Here is a 19,180-nt window from a genome sequence, read left to right as displayed (position 1 = left end):
CGCTTAACCTTCCAGTTCTATCTTGGTCAGGCACTCACGCAAGACTGGGCCGTACTCTGTCTTGCCGGGGCAGACGAAGGTACAGAGCGCCAGATCTTCCTCATCCAGCTCCAGGCAGCCGAGCGCTTGTGCGCTGTCGGTGTCGCCGGAGATCAGATCCCGCAGCAGCAGGGTCGGCAGGATGTCGAGCGGCATCACGCGCTCATAGTTGCCGATAGGCACCATGGAGCGATCACTACCGTTGGTGGTGGTAGTGAAGTTGATGAGTTTGCCCTTCATCAGATGAGAGAGGGTGGTACGGGTGATGGAGAACTTGTCGGCACTGGGTTTGACCCAGCCCAGGAACTCTTTCTCACGACCTTCGCCCAGTACGCTCACCTGATTGTGGTAGCGACCCAGGTAGTCATGAACCCCTTCGGCCTTGGCACCGCTCAGCAGGGAACCGGAGATGATGCGATTCTCGTCCGCACGCAGCTCGTTGTTGGTCAGCTGGCTGATGCAGGCGCCCAGACGGGTGCGCAGCAGGCGCGGCTTGATCACGTTCGGGCCGGCCAGGGAGATCACCTTGTCGGTGAAGATCTGACCTGTGGTGAACAGCTTGCCGTAGGCGATCACATCCTGATAGTTGATGTGCCACTGCACTTTCTTGGCACCGACCGGGTCCAGGAAGTGGATGTGGGTACCGGGCAGGCCGGCAGGGTGCGGGCCGACGAACACGGCTTCCTTGACCTGGGCCAGGGAGGCGTGCGGCAGGCTGGCTTCGCCCTTGCAGACGTGGACAGTGCCATCGGTCAGGCGGCTCAGCACGGCCAGACCATCGAGGAAGGCCTGGGCCTGTTCCTTGATGATGATCTCGGCGTTGGCGGCCAGCGGGTTGGTGTCCATGGCGGTGACGAAGATGGCACGCGGGGCAGAGCCCACTGCCGGCACCTTGCTGAATGGACGGGTACGCAATGCGGTCCATTGGCCTGATGCGACCAGGATCTCCTGCACCTTGCTGCGCTCGAGCTGTGCCAGCTCGGCAGACGCAAAGTGTTCAAAGGTCACCTGTTCGTCAGAACCATCGATGTCGATGACAACGGATTGCAGAACACGCTTGGCACCACGGTTGATCTCAGAAACCACACCGGTGGCAGGGGCCGTGAATTTAACGCCGGGATTCTTCTTATCTTCGAAGAGCTCCTGACCTTTAATGACGCGATCACCTACTTTGACGAACATAGTAGGACGCATCCCCACGAACTCTTCGCCGAGTGTAGCAACACGGGTGATGGCCGGGCCATCGTAGATTACTTGCTCCGGAGCACCCAGCACGGGGATGTCCAGTCCTCTTTTAATTGTAATCATACTCACTTGCACTACCGTTAAGGGAAGACAGGTTGGTTAGCGCCGAGAAATACATCACGACGAGTTGTTGAATGAGCCCGTCAACATCACGGAAAACTGTCGAAGAAACAAACAAATCAGCAACATACAGGATCATTCAAAAGCGCCTGAGTTTACCACCTTAGACAAGTCAGTCGCCACGCCAAATGGGGAAAATCCCCGTCCTATCACAAAATTAACCTCCAATGAATATTTCCCTTCCATCCCTGCAACCCGTGGTTTTAAAGGATTTTTTGTTTTACTACCCACATAGAGGTAATTTAACTCGCCCAAGAGGTTGATTAGAAAAAGTAATCATTACCCTGATCCAACGCACACAGGGCCGGCGGCTGGCGCCCCGGCCCTGTCGTGATGGTTTTGTTAATTGGTCGACAATCGGGTAATGAAAAGGTCAAAGGCTCAGGCAAAGGGGGACTTGCTGACACAGCCCGGGGTCTTGGGGGCCTGCTCCCGGGCCTGCCACTCCGCCTCGGTATAGGTATGCAGCGCCAGCGCATGGATAGCCCCTGCCAGCTCCTCTGCCAGCACGCCGTTGACCTGACGATGGCGCCCCAGCAGGCGCTGTCCTTCGAAGGCCTGGCTCACCACTATGACCTTGAAGTGGCTCTCGGATCCCGGCTCCACCCTGTGCATGTAGCTCTCGTTGATCACTTCCAGATGACTGGGGGACAAGGCGGCGGCCAGTTTGGCCTCTATCTGTTGTTGCATGCTCACGGGCAAGACTCCCTCGTTGGATATCCGGCCATTGTAGCCAGGGTTGCATGCCGGATGCATCAGGGCCGCTGTAAATAGAAGGAGGCCGGGCGCCTCCTCGCTGCGGGCTGGTGAAATTCTCCGTCGCCGCTAGAATAGCGCCACTTTCCCTGCCTGCCGGGCAACACGGTGCGGGCGGGCGTCATCTATCAGCAACACGTTGGACTCATTCTTATGCAAACCCTGCTCGACACTGCCCATTGTCGTCTGACCCTGTATCGCTACCCACGGCAGAGCCAGGATCCCCTGCAGGCCTGGGATGCGGCGGACGAGTACCTGATCAACACCCTGGCCGAGACGCCGCTCGAGCAGGATGGCCCCGTCATCATCATGAACGACGGCTTCGGCGCCCTGGCCGCCTATCTGCACGGCCATGGCCCGGTCTGCGTGAGCGACTCCCATATCAGCGAGCGTGCCACCCTGGCCAATCTGACGGAGAACGGGCTGGATCCCGCACAGATCACCCTGCAGGACGCCCTGGCCCCGCTGCCCGATGCCCCTGCACTGGTGGTGATCAAGGTCTCCAAGTATCAGGCGCTGCTGGAGCAGCAACTGCTGGCACTGCGCGAGGTGGTCACCCCGGCCACCCGCATCCTGGCCGCCGGCAAGGCCAAGGACATCCACAGCTCCACCCTCAAGCTGTTCGAGAAGTATCTAGGGGAGACCCGCACCTCGCTCGCCTGGAAGAAGGCGCGCCTCATTCACTGCGAGCCGCAGGCCGAGCGCTCGACCCTGGCCAACCCCTTCCCGACCGTCTGGCCGCTGGAGGGCACCGACATGCTCATCCACAACCATGCCAACGTGTTTTCGCGCACCAGCCTGGATATAGGCGCCCGCTTCATGCTGGACAATTTGCCGATCCACAGCGCGCGCAAGGTGATAGACCTTGGCTGCGGCAACGGGGTGCTGGGTCTCTCGCTGCTGGCAAAAGACAGCGAGGTGGAGGTGACCTTCATCGACGAATCCCACATGGCGGTCGCCTCGGCGCGCCTCAACGTCGAGCACAACCTGCCAGCTGCCCTGCCGCGAGCCCACTTCATGGTCAACAACTGTCTCGACGGCGTGGCGGTCGGAGCGGCGGACAGGATCCTCTGCAATCCCCCCTTCCATCAGCTGCAGGCGATCACCGATCACATCGCCTGGCAGATGTTCACCGACGCACACCGGGTGTTGCCTCAGGGGGGTGAACTCTGGATAGTAGGCAACCGTCATCTGGACTATCACAACAAACTCAAGCGCTTGTTTGCCAACGCACAAGTCGTTGCGTCGAACAGCAAATTCGTTATTTTGAAAGCCATCAAACGCTGAAAGCCATCAAACGCCAAAGGAAAACCATGATGAAAAAGTCACTCTTGCTGCTGGCCGCCCTGATACTGGGTGGTTGTGCCACCCACTGGCCGGAGACGGCGCTGCTCAATCCGCAAGTCATCCCCTCCAACCAGCAGTACTACTCTGGCAACCGTATCACCATGGAAGGGGTGGACAAGCGCGAGGCCGCCTATGTCTTCTCCATCAAGAAGAAAGAGAAGGCTCCCGTGCTGGTCAACAGCAGCCAGCCCCTCAACAACCTGCTGGCGGAAAAACTGGCGGAAGGGTTGCGCAGCCAGGGCCTCGAAGTGGGCAACAGCGGCACCACCAACCTGACCCTGGCCATCTCCACCGCCGCCGTCACCGTGGAAGAGAAGACCTTCACCTATGTCACCAAGTCCAAGGTCAGCCTGCAGGTGATCGCCGACTTCCAGGGCAACAGGCTGACCAAGCAGTTCAACATGTCTTCCAGCAAGGAAGAACCGGGTGAGCCGACCATGGCCGATCTGGAGTCCACCCTGAACCAGCAGCTGGGTAGCGTGCTGCAACAGATCATGGCCGACGAGGCGTTGCGCGGTTATCTCAAAGGCCAGCCGAGCTGAGCAAGGAGCATATAAATGAAGAAACTCTGGTTACTGGCCACCCTGATCGCCCCCCTGGCGTTCGCCGGACAAAAAGTCCAGATGGAGACCAACCACGGCAACATAGTGGTGGAGCTGGCCCCCAAGCAGGCGCCGCAGACGGTGAAGAACTTCCTGCGCTACGTGGCGGATGGCAGCTATGACGGCAGCCTGTTCCACCGGGTGATCCAGAACTTCGTGGTACAGGGCGGGGGCTACAATCAGCAGTTCCAGCCACTGCCGACATTCGACCCCGTGGTCAACGAGTCCAGGGGCGGCCTGCCCAACAAGCGTGGCAGCATCGCCATGGCCCGCACCCAGGCGGTCGACAGCGCCACCCGTCAGTTCTACTTCAACCTGGTGGACAACGACAACCTCAACGCCAATGCCGGCGCCGGTTATACGGTGTTCGGCCAGGTAGTGCAGGGCATGGAGGTGCTGGACAAGCTGGCTCAGGTCCAGACCGGCTACAGCTCCATACTGCGCGCCAATGACGTGCCGACCAGCCCCATCATACTGAAAAAAGTGGTGCTGCTGGCGGACAAATAACGGGGGGCGGATCACATTCCGTCACCACCTGGCCCGGGTCACCGGCGCCCTTTTCTATACTCTGCCCTTGTCCTGTGTGCGGGACATGGCCAGGCAGAGAGAGGAGGTTCCGGTGACTTGTCACGATTACATTGCCCAACACGCCATTGAGCTGGCTCAGGCGGTTCGTCACTTCCTGGCACGGGAAATCCCCTATCGACAGCTCGAGGATCTGAGCTGGCAACTCCTTTCCCGCTGGCAGGCACTGCCCACCATCCCGATTGACAAAGAACCCGCCACCGAGCAGGAGGGGGTGTTCTGGCACCTGCTCCACAGCCTGCATCTGTGGGACGAGCATCAGCTCGTCACCGACACCTGGCTGCGTCAGCAACTGATGGCCTGCGCCACCTTCCTCGTGGCCGAGGGGCCCTGTCCGCGCCACTGCATCGGCTCACGACCCTGAATCCCGGGCAGCCCCGTTCGGCTTGCCTTGGCTATCCCCCTCGAACCTGACAAAATGACCCCCTTTTCTCTGAGGAGTCAGGCAGTTGAACAATCTCCGCCCGCCCAGCCATACCCCGGACCGCGCCACAAGCTGGCGAGACGCCCTCGCCGTCTATCTGGAAGCGCGGGTACTCACCCTGTTTGCCATGGGCTTCTCCTCCGGCCTACCCTTGCTGCTGGTCTTCGGCACCCTCTCCTTCTGGCTGCGCGAAGCCGATGTCAGCCTGACCGACATCGGCTACATGAGCTGGGTGGCGCTGGCCTATGGCTTCAAGTGGCTGTGGTCCCCCCTGGTGGATCGACTGCCGCTGCCGCTGCTCTCCCGGCTGCTGGGACGGCGGCGCAGCTGGATGCTGCTCTCCCAGGTGCTGATCGCCCTCTCCCTGGTGGGCATGGCCTATTGCGATCCCAAGACCCAGCTCGCCCAGCTCGCCCTGTTCGCCCTGCTGGTGGCGTTTTGCTCCGCGACCCAGGATATCGTCATCGATGCCTACCGCATCGAGTCGGCACCCGAGCGCCTGCAGGCGGCCATGGCGGCCTCCTACATGACGGGTTACCGGCTCGCCATGATCATGGCGGGAGCGGGGGCGCTGGCACTGGCGGCCTGGCTTGGCAGCAACGACAGCTACGACTACCGCGGCTGGCAGCTCACCTATCTGCTGATGGCGGGGCTGATGTCCCTCGGCATCCTCACCACACTGCTCAGCCACGAGCCGGATATCGACCTCCATCGCCAGAACGAGCAACAGATGGAGCGCAAGGCGCTGCTGCTCGAGCGGGGCTGGCCCAGGACCCTGGCCGGGCTGGGCGCCTGGACCTATGAAGCCATCTGGTGTCCCTTTGCCGATTTCTTCCGCCGCTACGGCGGCTCGGCCCTGTTGATCCTGGGGCTCATCGCCTGCTATCGCATCTCGGATGTGGTGATGGGGGTGATGTCCAACAGCTTCTATGTGGATCTGCAGTTCAGCAAGACGGAGGTGGCCACCATCACCAAGGTGTATGGCGTCATCATGACGCTGGTGGGGGCGGCCCTGGGGGGCGTGCTGGTGATGCGCTTCGGCACCCTGCGCATCCTGTTTCTCGGCGCCGTGCTCACCGCCAGCACCAATCTGCTGTTCGCCCTGCTCAACGAAGTGGGTCACGATCTGGAGCTGCTGACCCTGATCATCTCCCTGGACAACCTCAGCGCCGGCATTGCGACGGCGGCCTTCGTGACCTATCTGTCGAGCCTGACCAACGTCGCCTTCTCGGCGACCCAGTACGCCCTGTTCAGCTCCATCATGTTGCTGATGCCCAAGCTGCTGGCGGGTTTTTCCGGTCAGGTGGTCGAGCAGATCGGCTACAGCAGCTTCTTCGTCGGCACCAGTCTGCTCGGCATCCCGGTGATGATACTGATCATCATGGTTGCCAAACGAGGCGATGCTTTGTTACCACAAGCGGACAAATAGCAAGCGTTTGCGCCATTTTGGGGGTGATTAGATTCACAAAACCGGACAAAGTTCCCTGGCTCTTGTTTATCCGATGAATTTATTTGGCTAGAATCCCTTCCGCTCCTTGTGGGCAGGCTACGGAAAACCTCAACTAACGCACAAGAGACCAATAAAATGGCCAAATTTACCAAGACTCTGATCGCTGCCGGTCTGCTGGCTGCATCCGCCACTCCGGCCTTTGCTGCCGATTACAGCGGCGACATCCACAAGAACGACTACAAGTGGTTCCAGTTCAACGTGATGCACACCATTGATCAGCTGCCCTACAGCGAATCTGAAGGTGGTTACAACGATACCTACTTCGAAATGGAGTTTGGTGGCCGCTCTGGTATCTTCGATCTGTACGGTTACGTCGACGTGTTCGACATCTTCCAGAACCGTCACGACGACAAGCACAACCAAGACAACCTGTTCATCAAGTTCGCACCGCGTATCTCCATCGATGCCATGACCGGCAAAGATCTCTCCTTCGGCCCGGTGCAGGAAGTCTACATCGCCAACCTGATCAACGTGGGTGGTCCGGATGGTCTGTTTGAAGCCATGACCGGTCTGGGTGCAGACGTACAAGTGCCCTGGTTCGGCAAGGTTGGCATGAACCTGTATGCCCGTCACGTCAACGAAGGCGGCGGCGAGCAGGGCTGGAACGGCTATCAGTTCTCCATGAACTGGTTCAAGCCTTTCTACACCTTCTCCAACGGCAGCTTCGTAGCCTATCAGGGCTACCTGGATCACCTGTTTGATGCCAAGGACACTTCCACCGACGGTACCGCCATGTTCAACGGCCTGTACTGGCACTCCGACCGCTACGCCGTCGGTTACGGTCTGAAGTACTTCAACGACATCTATGGCATCCAGAACGGTTCCTACGGTCTGAAGACCACTGGTTTCGGCCACTACTTCTCCGTGACCTACAAGTTCTAATCGAACTCGTCACACGGACACAAAAAACCGGAGCAGCTGCTCCGGTTTTTTTATGGCGCTTCCTCGATGCTCGATGAGGGAAGTGACCAAGGTCCTCCCCTCTTCATCATCAATCGCGGAAGTTCTGGAACTGCATCGGCTGACCCAGCTCGGCGCCACGCACCAGTGCCATGGTCTCCTGCAGATCGTCACGCTTCTTGCCGGTGACGCGCACCTCGTCACCCTGGATGGCAACCTGCACCTTGATCTTGGAATCCTTGATCAGCTTCACCAGCTTCTTGGCGATCTCTTTCTCGATCCCCTGCTTGAATTTCACCGTCAGGTGGAAACGCTTGCCGGAGTGAACGCTGTCGCCCACTTCCATGGAACTGTTCTCGATCTGGCGCTTGAGCAGGGCGCCGCGCAGGATCTCGACCATCTGCTTGAGCTGGAAATCCGCATCGGCTTCCAGCTTCACCTCTTCCTTGTTCAATTCGAAGCTGGCTTCCACACCACGAAAATCGAAACGGGTCGCCAGTTCACGATTGGCGTTATCGACGGCGTTCAACACCTCGTTCATTTTGACTTCAGAGACAATATCGAATGACGGCATAGCCGGGCTCCTCATGCTGTACTTCAGGTTGTGCTGACAAAGGGGCAAATCTACCAGAAAACCGGCAAATTTGCTGATTTCAATGGGATTGCTCTGCTAGAATCCCCTGCGCACAGGAATGGCGAGACCCGTTAGTGTCCGCCTAGCGACATCTTCACTTATCCCCGGTAGCGGGTTGTTCGGAACGCAGCCACTACCCTGATTGAGCCTCTCCATGCCAAGCGGATTACGCGACAACAACCTGAAAAACAGCCAACACCCCTCCTCCCCTCACTGGTCCTTGCTGGGCTGTGGTGCCCTGGGCGGCGTCTTCGCCTCCTTGCTGACCCAAAGTGGCCAGCCGACCCGTGTCCTGCTGAGCGAGCGGCACCGCGCCACCCTGCACCCCGGCATCGATTTCACCTCCCTCGAGGGCCACACCCAGCTGCTCGCCATCGAGCGGGGTTTCATCGACAAGCCCGGCCCCATCCAGCGACTGCTGGTGATGACCAAGGCGGGTCAGGTGGTGTCGGCCCTGACGCCCCTGGCAGGCAAGCTGGCGGCAGGGGTTCCCATCGTGCTGCTGCACAATGGCATGGGCATAGCCGAACAGGTGGTGCAGCTGTTTCCGCACAACCCCGTCATTGCCGGTGTTACCAGCCACGGCGCAATGCAATGCGGCCACTTCGTGTTCCGCCATACCGGCAAGGGCGAAACCTGGCTCGGTCCGATCAATGAGGCCGCCAAGGCCCATTCCGCCCTGGCAGACCAGCTCGCCACCGCTCTCGGTCAAGCCGGCTGGGATGAGCAGATCCTGACCCGCCAGTGGCAAAAGCTCGCCATCAACTGCGCCATCAACCCGCTCACTGCGCTTTACAAGCTCAAGAATGGCGAGCTGGCCGGCCCGCGCTTCGCCGATGTGCTGCAACAGATCTGCGTGGAAGTCGCCGACGTGATGCAGGCCGAAGGCCAGCCCACCGGCAGCGACGAGCTGCTGCGCCGGGTGATGACTGTGGTGGAACTCACCGCCGACAATTACTCTTCCATGTATCAGGACATGGAGCAGGGGCGTGAGACCGAGATCGAGTCCATCACCGGCTTCCTGCTCGGCAAGGCCGCCGCCCACGGCATCGCGGTGCCGGTCAATCAGGGCCTCTATCAGGCCGTCAAAGAGAAGCGCTGAGCCCGGGATCGCGGGCGATGGAGGAGTGCAGGATGAGCGTATTGGTACTGGTAGCCCCTGGGTCGGAAGAGATAGAGACGGTCGCCATCGTCGACACCCTGGTGCGCGGCGGCATAGAGGTGGTGCTGGCCTCCTGCTGCCCGGCGGGGCAGCGCCAGATCCGCGCCTCCCGCGGGGTGCAGCTGGTGGCCAATTGCCATCTCGACGAGCTGACCAGCCGCGACTTCGAAGCCATGGTCGTGCCGGGTGGCCTGCCCGGCAGCGAAGCTATCCGCGATACCCCCCTCGCCATCGACCTGCTGAGGGTGCAGGCCGCACTTGGCCGCTGGCGTGCGGCCATCTGCGCCGCCCCCGCCGTGGTGCTGCACCATCACGGCTTGCTGGGGGATGCCAACGCCACCTGTCACCCAGGCTTTCAGGCCCGCCTGCCCGCCGCGCAACTGAGCAAGGCGCGGGTGGTGCGGGATGATGCCCATCGTCTCATCACCAGCCAGGGCCCCGGCAGCGCCATCGAGTTTGCCCTCGAGATAGTACGGGTGCTGCGCGGTGACGAGGCCGCCCGCGCGGTCGCAGGCCCCATGGTGCTTCCCCCTTCGGTCTTGCCATAACCGCACCAACACTCCTCTGAAAACGACAAAGCCCCCTTGCTACTGGCAAGAAGGCTCTGTTTTGGACGCTCAGACGGCATGGAGATGGTCTTAACCTGACAGGTAGAATATATAAATCAGGTCATTGGATGACCTTTTATGTATTTTATCTCGACGCATTCAATCTGATTTTTAATCAGTTCAACAATCCGTTCAAAGTCCTGTGACTTACAATATAAATTATCACTATATGATATTTTAAAGGGATTTGATTCAAACCTTACAGCCTTCTTTTTATTGGATATAAAAAGTGTATAGGCCCAATCCTTTTTAAACATGGTTTCATGCTCTGTTACTTCACTTTTAAAATCAGTGAAAAACACTGCTAAAAGTGCCATCCCACCAGCCCCCACCAGAGCAAATGGTCCTAATACAGCAACCGCAATTAAACAGACCACCACACCAAGCCAAGCCAAACCACGGACTATCGTATAAGCCACTTCTGGAATAACATCCTGACAAGTGACAATAACACCTTCCGTTGTAAGACGATAATGATAGTTTTTATCTGCCATTACTAAATAACGAAAATAAGGAATCATTGCTATAGCAACGCTGAATGCTAGATAAGCAAACCCCCAATCAACATCACCTAAAAGCAATACACAACCTACAGCAAATAACGTCATGATTGCAGTGACTATAAAAATAATTAGCCAAGCGAATGGTGTAGGAACCCGAACATTCCACTCATGAAGCATTGGTGCTTCACGCACCTTTTTTTGATTGGCATCGAGAATACGTTGTTGCTCTTCCTGTGGTAATAGACGAAAAGGAATCTCCTGCTCACTCACATCAATGTCCTCGTTTGCCTTATCCATTATTTATTCCCTTGCTTGCCGACCACCAACGCGGGCATGGTACCCAGATCACCGCTGCTGCCATTCAATGTGACAGGACCGCTACCGCTACTGCTGCCTTTGAAAATAAACTCCCGCTGAATCATGCCCCCGAGATAGCCCAGTTCCAGTTTGATGGCTGAATTGGTATCAACCCCCAGCGGCAGGAAATAGACCATGTCATCCCAGCGCCCGCGTAGTGTCTCAATAACCTTGGGTTTCATTGCAGCCAGATAACGGTCCAGTTCCTGTTTGGAGCGCGCCGGGATCATCTGGCCAGCACTCGCTAGTGGTTGAGAAGTGACATTTAACCCTATGGTTTGTCCTCGTAAATGGGCGGGAAGTGAGAGTTGTAACTGCCACTGGGGGCGACCAGTGTCCATCCACCCCTGAGGCCTGGAGCGAACCACAGTCAAGCTGGCCCCAGGCTTATTGACCAGCATTTCAAAGCGAGTCAGTTCGTCCTCGGCAGACCAATTGGCAGGCTGCTTTCCCCAAGTGGATTGTAGCAACCACTTTTCCAGATCAGAACGTTTAAAGATATTCAGCAGCACTGTTAGAGCCAGATAGGCGATACCCAGCACAAAAAGTCCAACTATCATCCAAGGCGCAAAAATAGCAGCGATGGATGAAAAACCTAAACCATTGGCACCTAAATACGCAAGCTGGATAAGGAAGATGCCACCTTGCCCAAATAGCACCCCTGCCTTCATCTGCAACAGTGTTTTTTCCATGCCACTTATCAGGGGATCTTGGCTAGCCTGCCAACTGTCCAAAGCTTCAAGCCCTGCCGCTGCCAAACCTAGACTAGAAAACACCAGCATCCGTAGAGAGAAGGCTTTAACCAAGACGCTATGCTCACCCTCTTTTATCGCTGTTTTTATCGAAATGGCTGTCAGGGCTCTCTTACCCCCATCAGCAGTGAGGGGCTTCAAATCCCCCCACACAGCTCCTTGATAAAGCGCAGCGATGGCATTGCCCGTCCAAGCCAAAGCTGACCCCAATTGCATACTGGCTCGTGACTGGCCGACAGACTTGGCATTTTGCGCAGCCCCATCAATGACCACTGTCAGATTCCAGAGGTTGAGCAGGGCAACCAGCCCGCCAAAGGTCGCCAGATTGGGGACTCTCTCTATATTGTTCATGGCCGTGATACGTTGACTCACGCCGCTGCGCACGCTCGCCAGATAGTCGCCGATATATTGTCTGGCCTGCTGCTGATATAGATCGCCTTTCAGCTTCACCAGCAGGGGCATTTCGCTGGCAATCAGGGAATCAAGCTGTTGCTGCAAGGTTTTTAGCTGACCATTGATGGCCTTCACCGTGGTGCTGCGCCCGGGAGGGGGGGAGCTGATAGCCGATATCTCCTTGACTATGATCCAGACCTTCTGCTGGAAGCGGTTGTGGAGCATCCGATAGTCTCGGTTGACCTGCAGTGGCTGGTCGCCGAGCAGCGACTCCAGCAGTACGAGCCTGAGGTTGCCTGCCAGGCTGTTCTTCCAGGCATGGGGCAAGATGGCCGCCATGATCTGGGCGTGAGCGCCCTTGGCCATGGATTTTCCAGCCACTTTCATGGCTTCAATGACGGCTTCGATCGTATGGAACCAGGATTTTTGCTTGAATCTCTCGTCCCCCAGTAGCGTCTCCAGATCAGCCGTTCTGCCAAAGAGGGCCGTCATATCCCCAGAGGAGGTGCTGAGCCAGACATTGTCTACCGTCAGCTCGCTCAATCCCTTGTGCAGCTCGGCATCAAAACCATAAGGGGCAAGCGCCAGCAAGTTGTCGCGGCTCTTTTCGCCCAGCAGTTTCTCCAGCGCTTTCTTCCTCTCCTCCGTGCGGCAGCTAAGAGAGAGTGCCTGCCCGGCTTCGGCAAACAGGGTCTGCAGATAGGCTTGTCCCCTGGTCGTTCTGTTGTCCAAACCAAAGGGCAGAGGATCGGCCTTGAGACGGGTCACGCCATCGAACAGGTCTTCATGAGCCCGCGTCAGGGCCAGCTCCAGCTCATTGAGTGGCACTTGATACTGCTTGATAAAGGCATTGAGCCCGCTCCAGTTGACCTCATCCTGGAAGGCGGCGCGCTCTTTCCATTGGGAAACCTGTTTTTGGGATGGGTTGAAACCATATTGTTCCCGCAGGGTCTGCAGCTTGGCATCGGCCCGTTTCTCCATGGGGGAGTTGAACCGCACCATCCCGGGCTCTGCCGTCATATTCTCAATGTCGGCGAGATAGCGATCCCCAAGATAATCATCCAGCGCCTCTTCAAAGGCCTGAGTCCTGGCGACATTGCCCCTGACGGAGGCGGGCAACTCCTTCTCGTCGAGCCTCACCTTGGCCAGGTTGCGCGTGACCTCCGCCATCATCAGCTTGTGGCTGTTCACCTTGATGGTGGCATCATCTTTCCCCAGCAGTGCTTCGCGCTTGGCGAGCAGTTGATTGACCTTCATGGAAAGGTCGGCAAGGTCGGCCAGCGGATCCTCCAGGGCGACCACCATGGCGCTCTTGGGATCCGGTATGCCCGCCTTGTAGGTGGCCGGTGAACCCGCAGGTTTGTGAGCCAGCAGCTTGATCCCCTGCTTGTCCTCTTCGGCAGGCTTGGCAAGGGGGGTAGAAGAGAGCACAAATCCCTTGTTGGGCATCCCTAAGTCCGCAACCTTGTCGAGCACATCGGGCAGACCGCAATGGGGGGCCTTCATGGTGCTGGCAAAACTGCCCAGTTTGACTTGCCGCATCCAGACGCTGCGCAAACCGCTGCTCTTTTCCATCTCTTTCCTGATGCGCCCCGTCCAGCGCTGGGGAGAATAAACGAGGGAGAGGGTGTGACTCGCCGGGTAGAGCAGATGACCCTTGCTCCCCTTGCTCTGGCTGATGAAGGTCGCCTCCTTTACCTCGTATTCATCGAATGTCTTGGCCTTTTCGTCATACACATAGAGCCAGCCATCACGCAGTTGACGCAAGGCATAACCGCTCTCTTTCAACTTGAGAGGCACCACAAAGCCTGCTCCGGCGGGGACTGGGTGAGGCTGCTTTTGTGGCGGGGAGAACGGCTCATCCAGGGCATAACGTACCGGGATGATGGCAATCTTCTTGTTCTTGAGCGGACAGACTCCTGCCGGGCTCTTGCTGTCGGTCGTGTTTGCACACTGGGCGGCTTGATTGGGCGTACTCATGCGTCTTGGTCCTTGTTGCTCAATGCTTCAGCGAGCTCGGCGGCCTGCTCGATACGTTGCGAAGGGGTCTGGGGCGAACGTTGGGTAATCAGCGTCTTGATCCGGGGATCTTCATCTTCATCAAACCAGCCAGTGCCGAGATACCCCATCACATTGAAAAACAGCAGCAGATCCCGCTCACTCTCGAATCCCTTGCCATAGGCATAATCTGCCCAGTGGGCAATCCATTCACCCGGTGCGGGTTGCTCCTGCAAGCGGGCAGGAAACCAGGTCTGCATGTGCTCTCTTATCCCATCGAGGGTGTGCAACCAGCTCACCTCTCCCAGACGGCGCCACTGCACATCGGAAAGTCGCAGGCGATCCCCCATGAGAGATCCCATATCGGGCGCGGCAACCTTGTGTTGCCACTCCTGACCCTCCCCCTGCCTTATCGGGATCCAGACTTGTGCCACCCCTTGCCAGAGCCAGGGATCATCGTCCATAAACAGCCGCCACATGGTCTCAGGCATCGCCAGCTTGAGCAAAATCCTGCTGCCATAGGGACTCTCCACCTCGATAAGGGCGCGCAGTCGCTCGGCCAACGGCAACAGAGAAAGAGAGGACGATAACAGGTAACCCCATGATGCTTCATGGTTTTGTATAAACCAATCCAGCAGAGCAGGGGTCGCACATACCAGACAGGGGCTCACTTCGCGCAAGCTGTCCCAGGGGGCGTGAAGATAAATAGGCTGATAGGCAGGCGATGCATCCTGCTCGAACAACACGCGCTCCAGCGCGGCAATCCGCGCCCCATCTAGCAACAGATAGAGTTGCTCACCGCTGTTCAGCTCGATATCGGGGCGCTCAGCAATGGAAGCCATAGCCATCAACCACCTGCCTCCTGCTTGGCCAGTTGCTCACAGATCTCGCACACAGGTTCGGCAGACTTGAGCGTCGCAATCTGACGTGCGGGGTCCATGGGAGGTGGCGGCGCCACCACCTCAATCGCACCAGGCTGGATCGGCATCTGGCCACCCCAGCCAGAACCCGCCCCTGGGCTGCCGCCTGAGTTCATCTTGATGGAGCCACCCGAGAGGGTGACACCGCTCGGGTCGATTTTGACGAAGCTGCCGCCCACCTTGAGGGTCAACTCGGCACCGGCCTCCATCACGATTTTCATGCCCGCCTTGTGGTGCACTTCACTGGCCGCCTCCACCAGCAGGGACTGGCCGAGCTTCTGATGCAGGCTGGCATCCACGGTGAGGGAATAGTCCCCCTTGATCTGGTCGCGCTTCTCCCCCTCCACCGTCAGGTGGTCATTGACCTTGATGCGGGTCACCCGCTCATTGTCGATGTCCCTATGCTCGTCATGCTTGATGTGCCAGGCGGCATCGTTTTCGATGAGGAGGTTCAGGTCTTTCTGACCGTGGATGTAGATCTCTTCCTGCCCCGCCTGGTCTTCGAAGCGCAGCTCGTTGAACCCCTCCCCCTGGTGGGTTTCGGTGCGCAGCACGGTACGGGTCTTGTTGGCTGGCAGTTCATAGGTCGGCCGGTTGGTGGCGTGGAAGGTGCGACCGGTGACGATGGGCTGGTCCGGGTCCCCTTCCAGGAAACTCACGATAACCTCGTGGCCGATGCGCGGGATGGCCATCATGCCGTATTGACCCCCCGCCCAGCCCTGGCTGACTCGTACCCAGCAGGAGCTCATATCGTTGCTAGAGCCATAGCGATCCCAGGGGAACTGCAGCTTAACCCGGCCGTGCTCGTCGCAATAAATCTCCTCCCCCTCCGGCCCCACTACGATGGCGATTTGCGGACCGTCCACCATGGGCCTGGCCAGCATCAGCGCTCGCCAGGTAGTGCTCGCTTTCACCACCCCAAACTCGTTGTGGTAGACGGTGGGGCCGCTGCCCCCCTCCTCTTCCAGCGCCTGGGGCTGCAAGCCGGTGTGGCTGATGCGCACCACTTGCCAGTCGGCATTGAGCGCCCCGTTAGGGTGCTCGGTGAGGGCGAAGGTCTGACCCGGCAGCAGGGCCGCACAGTTGGACTTGCCACTGCCGGTGACAGCGTCATTGCGCAGGGCATCCAGCCGGTGTTGGGCAAAGGCCTTGCCGCTCGGGTCCAGCTTGTAGCGGCCCGGGTAGTCGAAGTGCTGGTAGGTATCGCGCTGGTGCGCAAGCTCTGCCCCCAGCTTCTTGTGGGAGAGGCCATAGGCCGGGGTCTTGAAGCTGTAGTCCTTGAGCTCCACATCCGAGGGGCGCACCGCTTCCCGGTAGTGGAACTGGCGCACATAGGGGCCCTGTTCCAGGGAGCGGTTGCCGAGGTTGAAGAAGAGCTCGGGGCCCTGAGTCAGTGCGGCTGCGTCGTCGGCAAAGACGATGCGATGCTTGCCCTGCTCGAACTCAAAGAAGTAGAAGAGCCCCTCTTCGGCAGCGAGGCGATTGACGAAGTCGAGGTCGGTCTCCCGGTACTGGACGCAGTATTCCCGTTTGGCATGCTCGTTCTTGAGCGCAAAGGCGTAGTCGGTGATGCCGTGCTCTTGCAGCAGGATGCTGAGGATTTCGTCGGGCTTCTGCGCCTGGAAGATGCGGGAGTTCTGGCGAAGGGAGAGCCGCCATAGCGCCGGTTTAACATCAAGGGTGTAGCGGGTACGGCGAAAACCGCTGTCCCCCTGCGCCATGTCGCTCACCACACCGCACACCCGGCGCTGCAGCTCGCCGTTGTACCACACCAAGAGCTCACAGGGCTGGTCCAGCGCGGCGCCGAAATCCACATCGGGCTCGGGGCTTGCCAGCTCAAGGCGCAGGTTGAACGGTCGGTTCAACCCCTCTTCCAGGGCAAACTCCGCCACCACAAAGGTGCTCTCGGGCAGGGCGCCCACCTTGACGGTAAATTGTAATCCTGTGCTGTCTGCCATCAGTGACTCCTTATCCTGCCGGTCCGCTGCTTGCGCCTATCACCATGCAAGCGATGGCGAAGCTCCCATTGCGACGAGTTTGCCATCGAGGAGCAGATCAGGACTGGCTACAACTAGCTGAGAAAGGGAAACCCTTGGTGGTCGGCACCTATGTCACCGAGCAATGCCATGGTGGGACACATCAAGACCGGCCTCTGTTGTGTTTTGCCATAAGGCCGCCTTGCGGCCATATGGCAAAACACAAAAGCTCCGACCACATCCGGTTGAACGGGTCGGAGAAAGCTTGCACGGGTCTGGCGACCGCTGACACTGACGACGCCAGAACCCTGGGGCACTACAAAGGAATAACGTTGATAAAAAATCGGGGCTTATGCCTCGATCGGGGCACGCCAGTCATCGGCGCCAGAGGTGCCGGCCACTGTGTGTTCCCAGTCGATCTTGCGATAGGCCATGGAGACCTGGATCAGCTGGGTGAAGTCAGACTTCGCCGGATCCTGGCAGTGAGGCATCTGGCAATCGATGTCGACTATGGTGGCATCGGTCAGCACGGTAGAGAAGAAGTGCTCCTGCTTGCCCTCCACCGAGGTGCGGTACCACTTCAGGGTCACTTTCGGCAACATCTCGCCGGAGGCCAGGGAGTTGTACATCAGCGGTACGGCCTTGTTCAGGGCCACGGTGAATTTGAACGGCTTGTGGACACGCTGGCCCGCAGGCTGACCGGATTGCGGATCGGTCGGGACTGTGACGATGTGTTGAAACTCTTGTACCAGCATCTCGTCTTCATGACCCTGCACGAAGATGTTGCCGACGGAGTCGGAGGTGAAGGCACCGGCGGTGATGTTGCCCTGGGTTTTACCTTCGATGCTGATATAACATGGAGTTGGCATGGGTTTGCTCCTGATGGGTTGAACGGTAATGACACTCGACCGAAACCATTAGCAGTGACCATGCCATTCTTTTTAATTTAGCAATTTCAATAGGTTACCATCTCACTACGACAATGCCGCAGCATGTCCAGCGCAACAAGTTGTGTTTCTTAACGTTTTCGTCCACCAATGATTGCCTGACCAGTTTAATATTCCGCTTTTTGAGCAATGTATTGCGCCATGCGGACGAGATCACTGCTGCTCATCCACATTGGCAACGGACGCCAGCTCCACATTCAAGCGGACGACCCCCTGCTTGAGCGCCCAGGAGATGGCCTGGCACTTGCTGCTCGCCCCCAGCTTGCTCACCACATTGTTCAGATGAAATGTCACCGTACGGGGGGTGATCCCCAGGATCTGGGCAATATCGCTCACCTGCTTGCCCTCCGCCGCCCAACGGCATACTTCCAGTTCACGCAGGCTCAGGGCATCGTGAGGTGACGACCCCACCAGACAGATCCGTACCACGGCCTCGAAGATATGCATGGACAACCAGGTCAGTGAAGGCACGACCGCCAGCCACTCCTGCTCGCTGCGAGGTTCACGGGTGATCAGGGAGAGCAGACCCACATGCCCGTTGGCGCCATGCCAGGGGAAGGTGATGCCGTCACGCAGCCCAGCCTCCTGCGCCAGCGTCATGACTGCCAGGCTCTGCTCATCACATGCCCCCTGCGCCATGAGCTCGGCCCACAGTATGGGCGTGCTCTGCACCATGCCACGCTGCACCACGGGATCGATGGCAAAGAAATTTGCCTGGGTATACGCATCCACCCAGTCTTGGGGGCAACCATTGAAGATGATGACATCCGGGCGTTGTATGGTGCTGGGAAACAGCAGAGCCAACCGGAAATAGTCAAAGCCTGCCTCTACCGTCAACTGGCGCAGCAACGCCACTATGGTGCGTTCATCACTGGCCTGCTCGAACCGGGCGATGAGGTCTAATGCGTAGGTTGTATTCATGTGATCAAGTTGCTTATAAACGGTGACCATATTGTTCAGCATGAATCCCAATAGGGGCTGAATCACATGCCAACAAGTGGAAATGACACGCTACCGAGGCCTGAAGTGTGGGCGACCCGGAAGTGGCAGCGACATGGCAAGCCCCAACAGAACAGGGTTAACCAATAGAGAAAAATGCTACCAATGGTAAACAGGCAGCATCTAATATGTGAAACTATATTAATTACATATGATTAATATAATGATTGCACTAAAAACAAGCCTTTTTCGCTTAAAACAGAGATCGTGATCACCACAGTGCCTGAGCCTGCCAGGCAACCTGTTCGCAAAAAACCTTGCACTTTCCTGCCGCCCCCCTGGCTGCCAGCATGCTCCCCTACGCCTGATTTGCGCTTTGGCCTGACCCTGATGCCGTCCTGACTCCCTGTTCTTATCGGCCCGTGCGTTGCCCCTTACTCATATCGGCAATGAGAGCCCAAGA

17 protein-coding genes are annotated in these 19,180 nt (G+C 58.2%); 8 read left to right on the top strand and 9 right to left on the bottom strand.

What is annotated here, in order from left to right; all coding sequences use genetic code 11:
- Positions 1-3: 3 nt before the first annotated feature.
- Together AC3WR3_RS10750 and AC3WR3_RS10745 are read right to left on the bottom strand one after the other, a co-directional pair.
- Positions 4-1,347 (bottom strand): Na(+)-translocating NADH-quinone reductase subunit A, encoded by a 1,344-nt coding sequence (locus AC3WR3_RS10750; protein ID WP_492291849.1) that lies wholly within the window; start codon positions 1,345-1,347, stop codon positions 4-6.
- A 438-nt stretch (positions 1,348-1,785) separates the two neighbouring features.
- Positions 1,786-2,094: a BolA family protein gene (locus AC3WR3_RS10745; RefSeq protein ID WP_041204526.1), complete on the bottom strand. Its 309-nt coding sequence runs from the start codon at positions 2,092-2,094 to the stop codon at positions 1,786-1,788.
- A 219-nt stretch (positions 2,095-2,313) separates the two neighbouring features.
- Between AC3WR3_RS10745 and AC3WR3_RS10740 the strand changes: the two genes are divergently transcribed.
- From AC3WR3_RS10740 to AC3WR3_RS10715, 6 genes are all read left to right on the top strand, one after another.
- Positions 2,314-3,447, top strand: coding sequence for a methyltransferase (locus AC3WR3_RS10740; RefSeq protein WP_202046958.1), 1,134 nt, complete (start codon positions 2,314-2,316; stop codon positions 3,445-3,447).
- A gap of 29 nt (positions 3,448-3,476) precedes the next feature.
- Complete coding sequence (locus AC3WR3_RS10735; protein ID WP_139436616.1) at positions 3,477-4,049, top strand: YajG family lipoprotein; 573 nt, start codon at positions 3,477-3,479, stop codon at positions 4,047-4,049.
- Positions 4,050-4,064: 15 nt separating this feature from the next.
- Positions 4,065-4,616 carry a peptidylprolyl isomerase gene (locus AC3WR3_RS10730; RefSeq protein ID WP_106886050.1) on the top strand — a complete coding sequence of 184 codons (552 nt, stop codon included), beginning with the start codon at positions 4,065-4,067 and terminating at the stop codon, positions 4,614-4,616.
- 112 nt (positions 4,617-4,728) lie between these two features.
- Entirely contained in the window at positions 4,729-5,058 is a 330-nt protein-coding gene (locus tag AC3WR3_RS10725; protein WP_492291848.1) for a hypothetical protein, read from the top strand.
- Between the two features lie 85 nt (positions 5,059-5,143).
- Entirely contained in the window at positions 5,144-6,547 is a 1,404-nt protein-coding gene (locus tag AC3WR3_RS10720; protein ID WP_139436620.1) for an AmpG family muropeptide MFS transporter, read from the top strand.
- A 156-nt stretch (positions 6,548-6,703) separates the two neighbouring features.
- Positions 6,704-7,510: a nucleoside-specific channel-forming Tsx family protein gene (locus AC3WR3_RS10715; protein WP_005330693.1), complete on the top strand. Its 807-nt coding sequence runs from the start codon at positions 6,704-6,706 to the stop codon at positions 7,508-7,510.
- 109 nt (positions 7,511-7,619) lie between these two features.
- On the opposite strand, the gene AC3WR3_RS10710 is transcribed toward AC3WR3_RS10715, so the two are convergent.
- A complete protein-coding gene (locus AC3WR3_RS10710) occupies positions 7,620-8,102 on the bottom strand; it encodes a YajQ family cyclic di-GMP-binding protein (protein WP_139436622.1) in 483 nt (160 codons plus the stop codon).
- A gap of 214 nt (positions 8,103-8,316) precedes the next feature.
- On the opposite strand from AC3WR3_RS10710, the gene AC3WR3_RS10705 reads away from it, so the two are divergent.
- Together AC3WR3_RS10705 and AC3WR3_RS10700 are read left to right on the top strand one after the other, a co-directional pair.
- Positions 8,317-9,264, top strand: coding sequence for a ketopantoate reductase family protein (locus AC3WR3_RS10705; RefSeq protein WP_492291847.1), 948 nt, complete (start codon positions 8,317-8,319; stop codon positions 9,262-9,264).
- A 32-nt stretch (positions 9,265-9,296) separates the two neighbouring features.
- A complete protein-coding gene (locus AC3WR3_RS10700; protein ID WP_492291846.1) occupies positions 9,297-9,872 on the top strand; it encodes a DJ-1 family glyoxalase III in 576 nt (191 codons plus the stop codon).
- A 116-nt stretch (positions 9,873-9,988) separates the two neighbouring features.
- Here the strand turns inward: AC3WR3_RS10700 and AC3WR3_RS10695 are convergent, their stop codons facing one another.
- The 6 genes from AC3WR3_RS10695 to AC3WR3_RS10670 all read right to left on the bottom strand — a co-directional run bounded on the left by AC3WR3_RS10695 (position 9,989) and on the right by AC3WR3_RS10670 (position 18,699).
- Complete coding sequence (locus tag AC3WR3_RS10695) at positions 9,989-10,732, bottom strand: immunity protein TsiV2 protein (RefSeq protein WP_492291845.1); 744 nt, start codon at positions 10,730-10,732, stop codon at positions 9,989-9,991.
- Positions 10,732-13,917, bottom strand: a complete 3,186-nt coding sequence (locus AC3WR3_RS10690) for a T6SS effector BTH_I2691 family protein (RefSeq protein ID WP_492291844.1) — start codon at positions 13,915-13,917, stop codon at positions 10,732-10,734. The genes AC3WR3_RS10695 and AC3WR3_RS10690 overlap by 1 nt, the downstream gene beginning before the upstream one ends.
- The gene (locus AC3WR3_RS10685; protein WP_492291843.1) at positions 13,914-14,777 is read right to left on the bottom strand and encodes a DUF4123 domain-containing protein; all 864 of its coding nucleotides are present in this window, start codon (positions 14,775-14,777) and stop codon (positions 13,914-13,916) included. The genes AC3WR3_RS10690 and AC3WR3_RS10685 overlap by 4 nt, the downstream gene beginning before the upstream one ends.
- 5 nt (positions 14,778-14,782) lie before the next feature.
- Entirely contained in the window at positions 14,783-16,813 is a 2,031-nt protein-coding gene (locus AC3WR3_RS10680) for a type VI secretion system Vgr family protein (RefSeq protein ID WP_492291842.1), read from the bottom strand.
- A gap of 368 nt (positions 16,814-17,181) precedes the next feature.
- Positions 17,182-17,700 (bottom strand): type VI secretion system effector Hcp1, encoded by a 519-nt coding sequence (gene hcp1, locus AC3WR3_RS10675; RefSeq protein WP_025327970.1) that lies wholly within the window; start codon positions 17,698-17,700, stop codon positions 17,182-17,184.
- 231 nt (positions 17,701-17,931) lie between these two features.
- The gene (locus AC3WR3_RS10670; RefSeq protein WP_492291841.1) at positions 17,932-18,699 is read right to left on the bottom strand and encodes a LuxR family transcriptional regulator; all 768 of its coding nucleotides are present in this window, start codon (positions 18,697-18,699) and stop codon (positions 17,932-17,934) included.
- Positions 18,700-19,180: the final 481 nt, after the last annotated feature.

This window comes from Aeromonas sp. EU05-FHT14A05 (assembly GCF_058791175.1).
Note: the sequence above shows the minus strand (reverse complement) of the source record. Positions and strands in the feature narration are given on the sequence as shown.

Coding starts and splice junctions, on each gene's coding strand:
- AC3WR3_RS10750 (WP_492291849.1), bottom strand. CDS start 1,347: ATGATTACAATTAAAAGAGGACTGGACATCCCCGTGCTGGGTGCTCCG.
- AC3WR3_RS10745 (WP_041204526.1), bottom strand. CDS start 2,094: ATGCAACAACAGATAGAGGCCAAACTGGCCGCCGCCTTGTCCCCCAGT.
- AC3WR3_RS10740 (WP_202046958.1), top strand. CDS start 2,314: ATGCAAACCCTGCTCGACACTGCCCATTGTCGTCTGACCCTGTATCGC.
- AC3WR3_RS10735 (WP_139436616.1), top strand. CDS start 3,477: ATGAAAAAGTCACTCTTGCTGCTGGCCGCCCTGATACTGGGTGGTTGT.
- AC3WR3_RS10730 (WP_106886050.1), top strand. CDS start 4,065: ATGAAGAAACTCTGGTTACTGGCCACCCTGATCGCCCCCCTGGCGTTC.
- AC3WR3_RS10715 (WP_005330693.1), top strand. CDS start 6,704: ATGGCCAAATTTACCAAGACTCTGATCGCTGCCGGTCTGCTGGCTGCA.
- AC3WR3_RS10710 (WP_139436622.1), bottom strand. CDS start 8,102: ATGCCGTCATTCGATATTGTCTCTGAAGTCAAAATGAACGAGGTGTTG.
- AC3WR3_RS10705 (WP_492291847.1), top strand. CDS start 8,317: ATGCCAAGCGGATTACGCGACAACAACCTGAAAAACAGCCAACACCCC.
- AC3WR3_RS10700 (WP_492291846.1), top strand. CDS start 9,297: ATGAGCGTATTGGTACTGGTAGCCCCTGGGTCGGAAGAGATAGAGACG.
- AC3WR3_RS10695 (WP_492291845.1), bottom strand. CDS start 10,732: ATGGATAAGGCAAACGAGGACATTGATGTGAGTGAGCAGGAGATTCCT.
- AC3WR3_RS10690 (WP_492291844.1), bottom strand. CDS start 13,917: ATGAGTACGCCCAATCAAGCCGCCCAGTGTGCAAACACGACCGACAGC.
- AC3WR3_RS10685 (WP_492291843.1), bottom strand. CDS start 14,777: ATGGCTTCCATTGCTGAGCGCCCCGATATCGAGCTGAACAGCGGTGAG.
- AC3WR3_RS10680 (WP_492291842.1), bottom strand. CDS start 16,813: ATGGCAGACAGCACAGGATTACAATTTACCGTCAAGGTGGGCGCCCTG.
- hcp1 (WP_025327970.1), bottom strand. CDS start 17,700: ATGCCAACTCCATGTTATATCAGCATCGAAGGTAAAACCCAGGGCAAC.
- AC3WR3_RS10670 (WP_492291841.1), bottom strand. CDS start 18,699: ATGAATACAACCTACGCATTAGACCTCATCGCCCGGTTCGAGCAGGCC.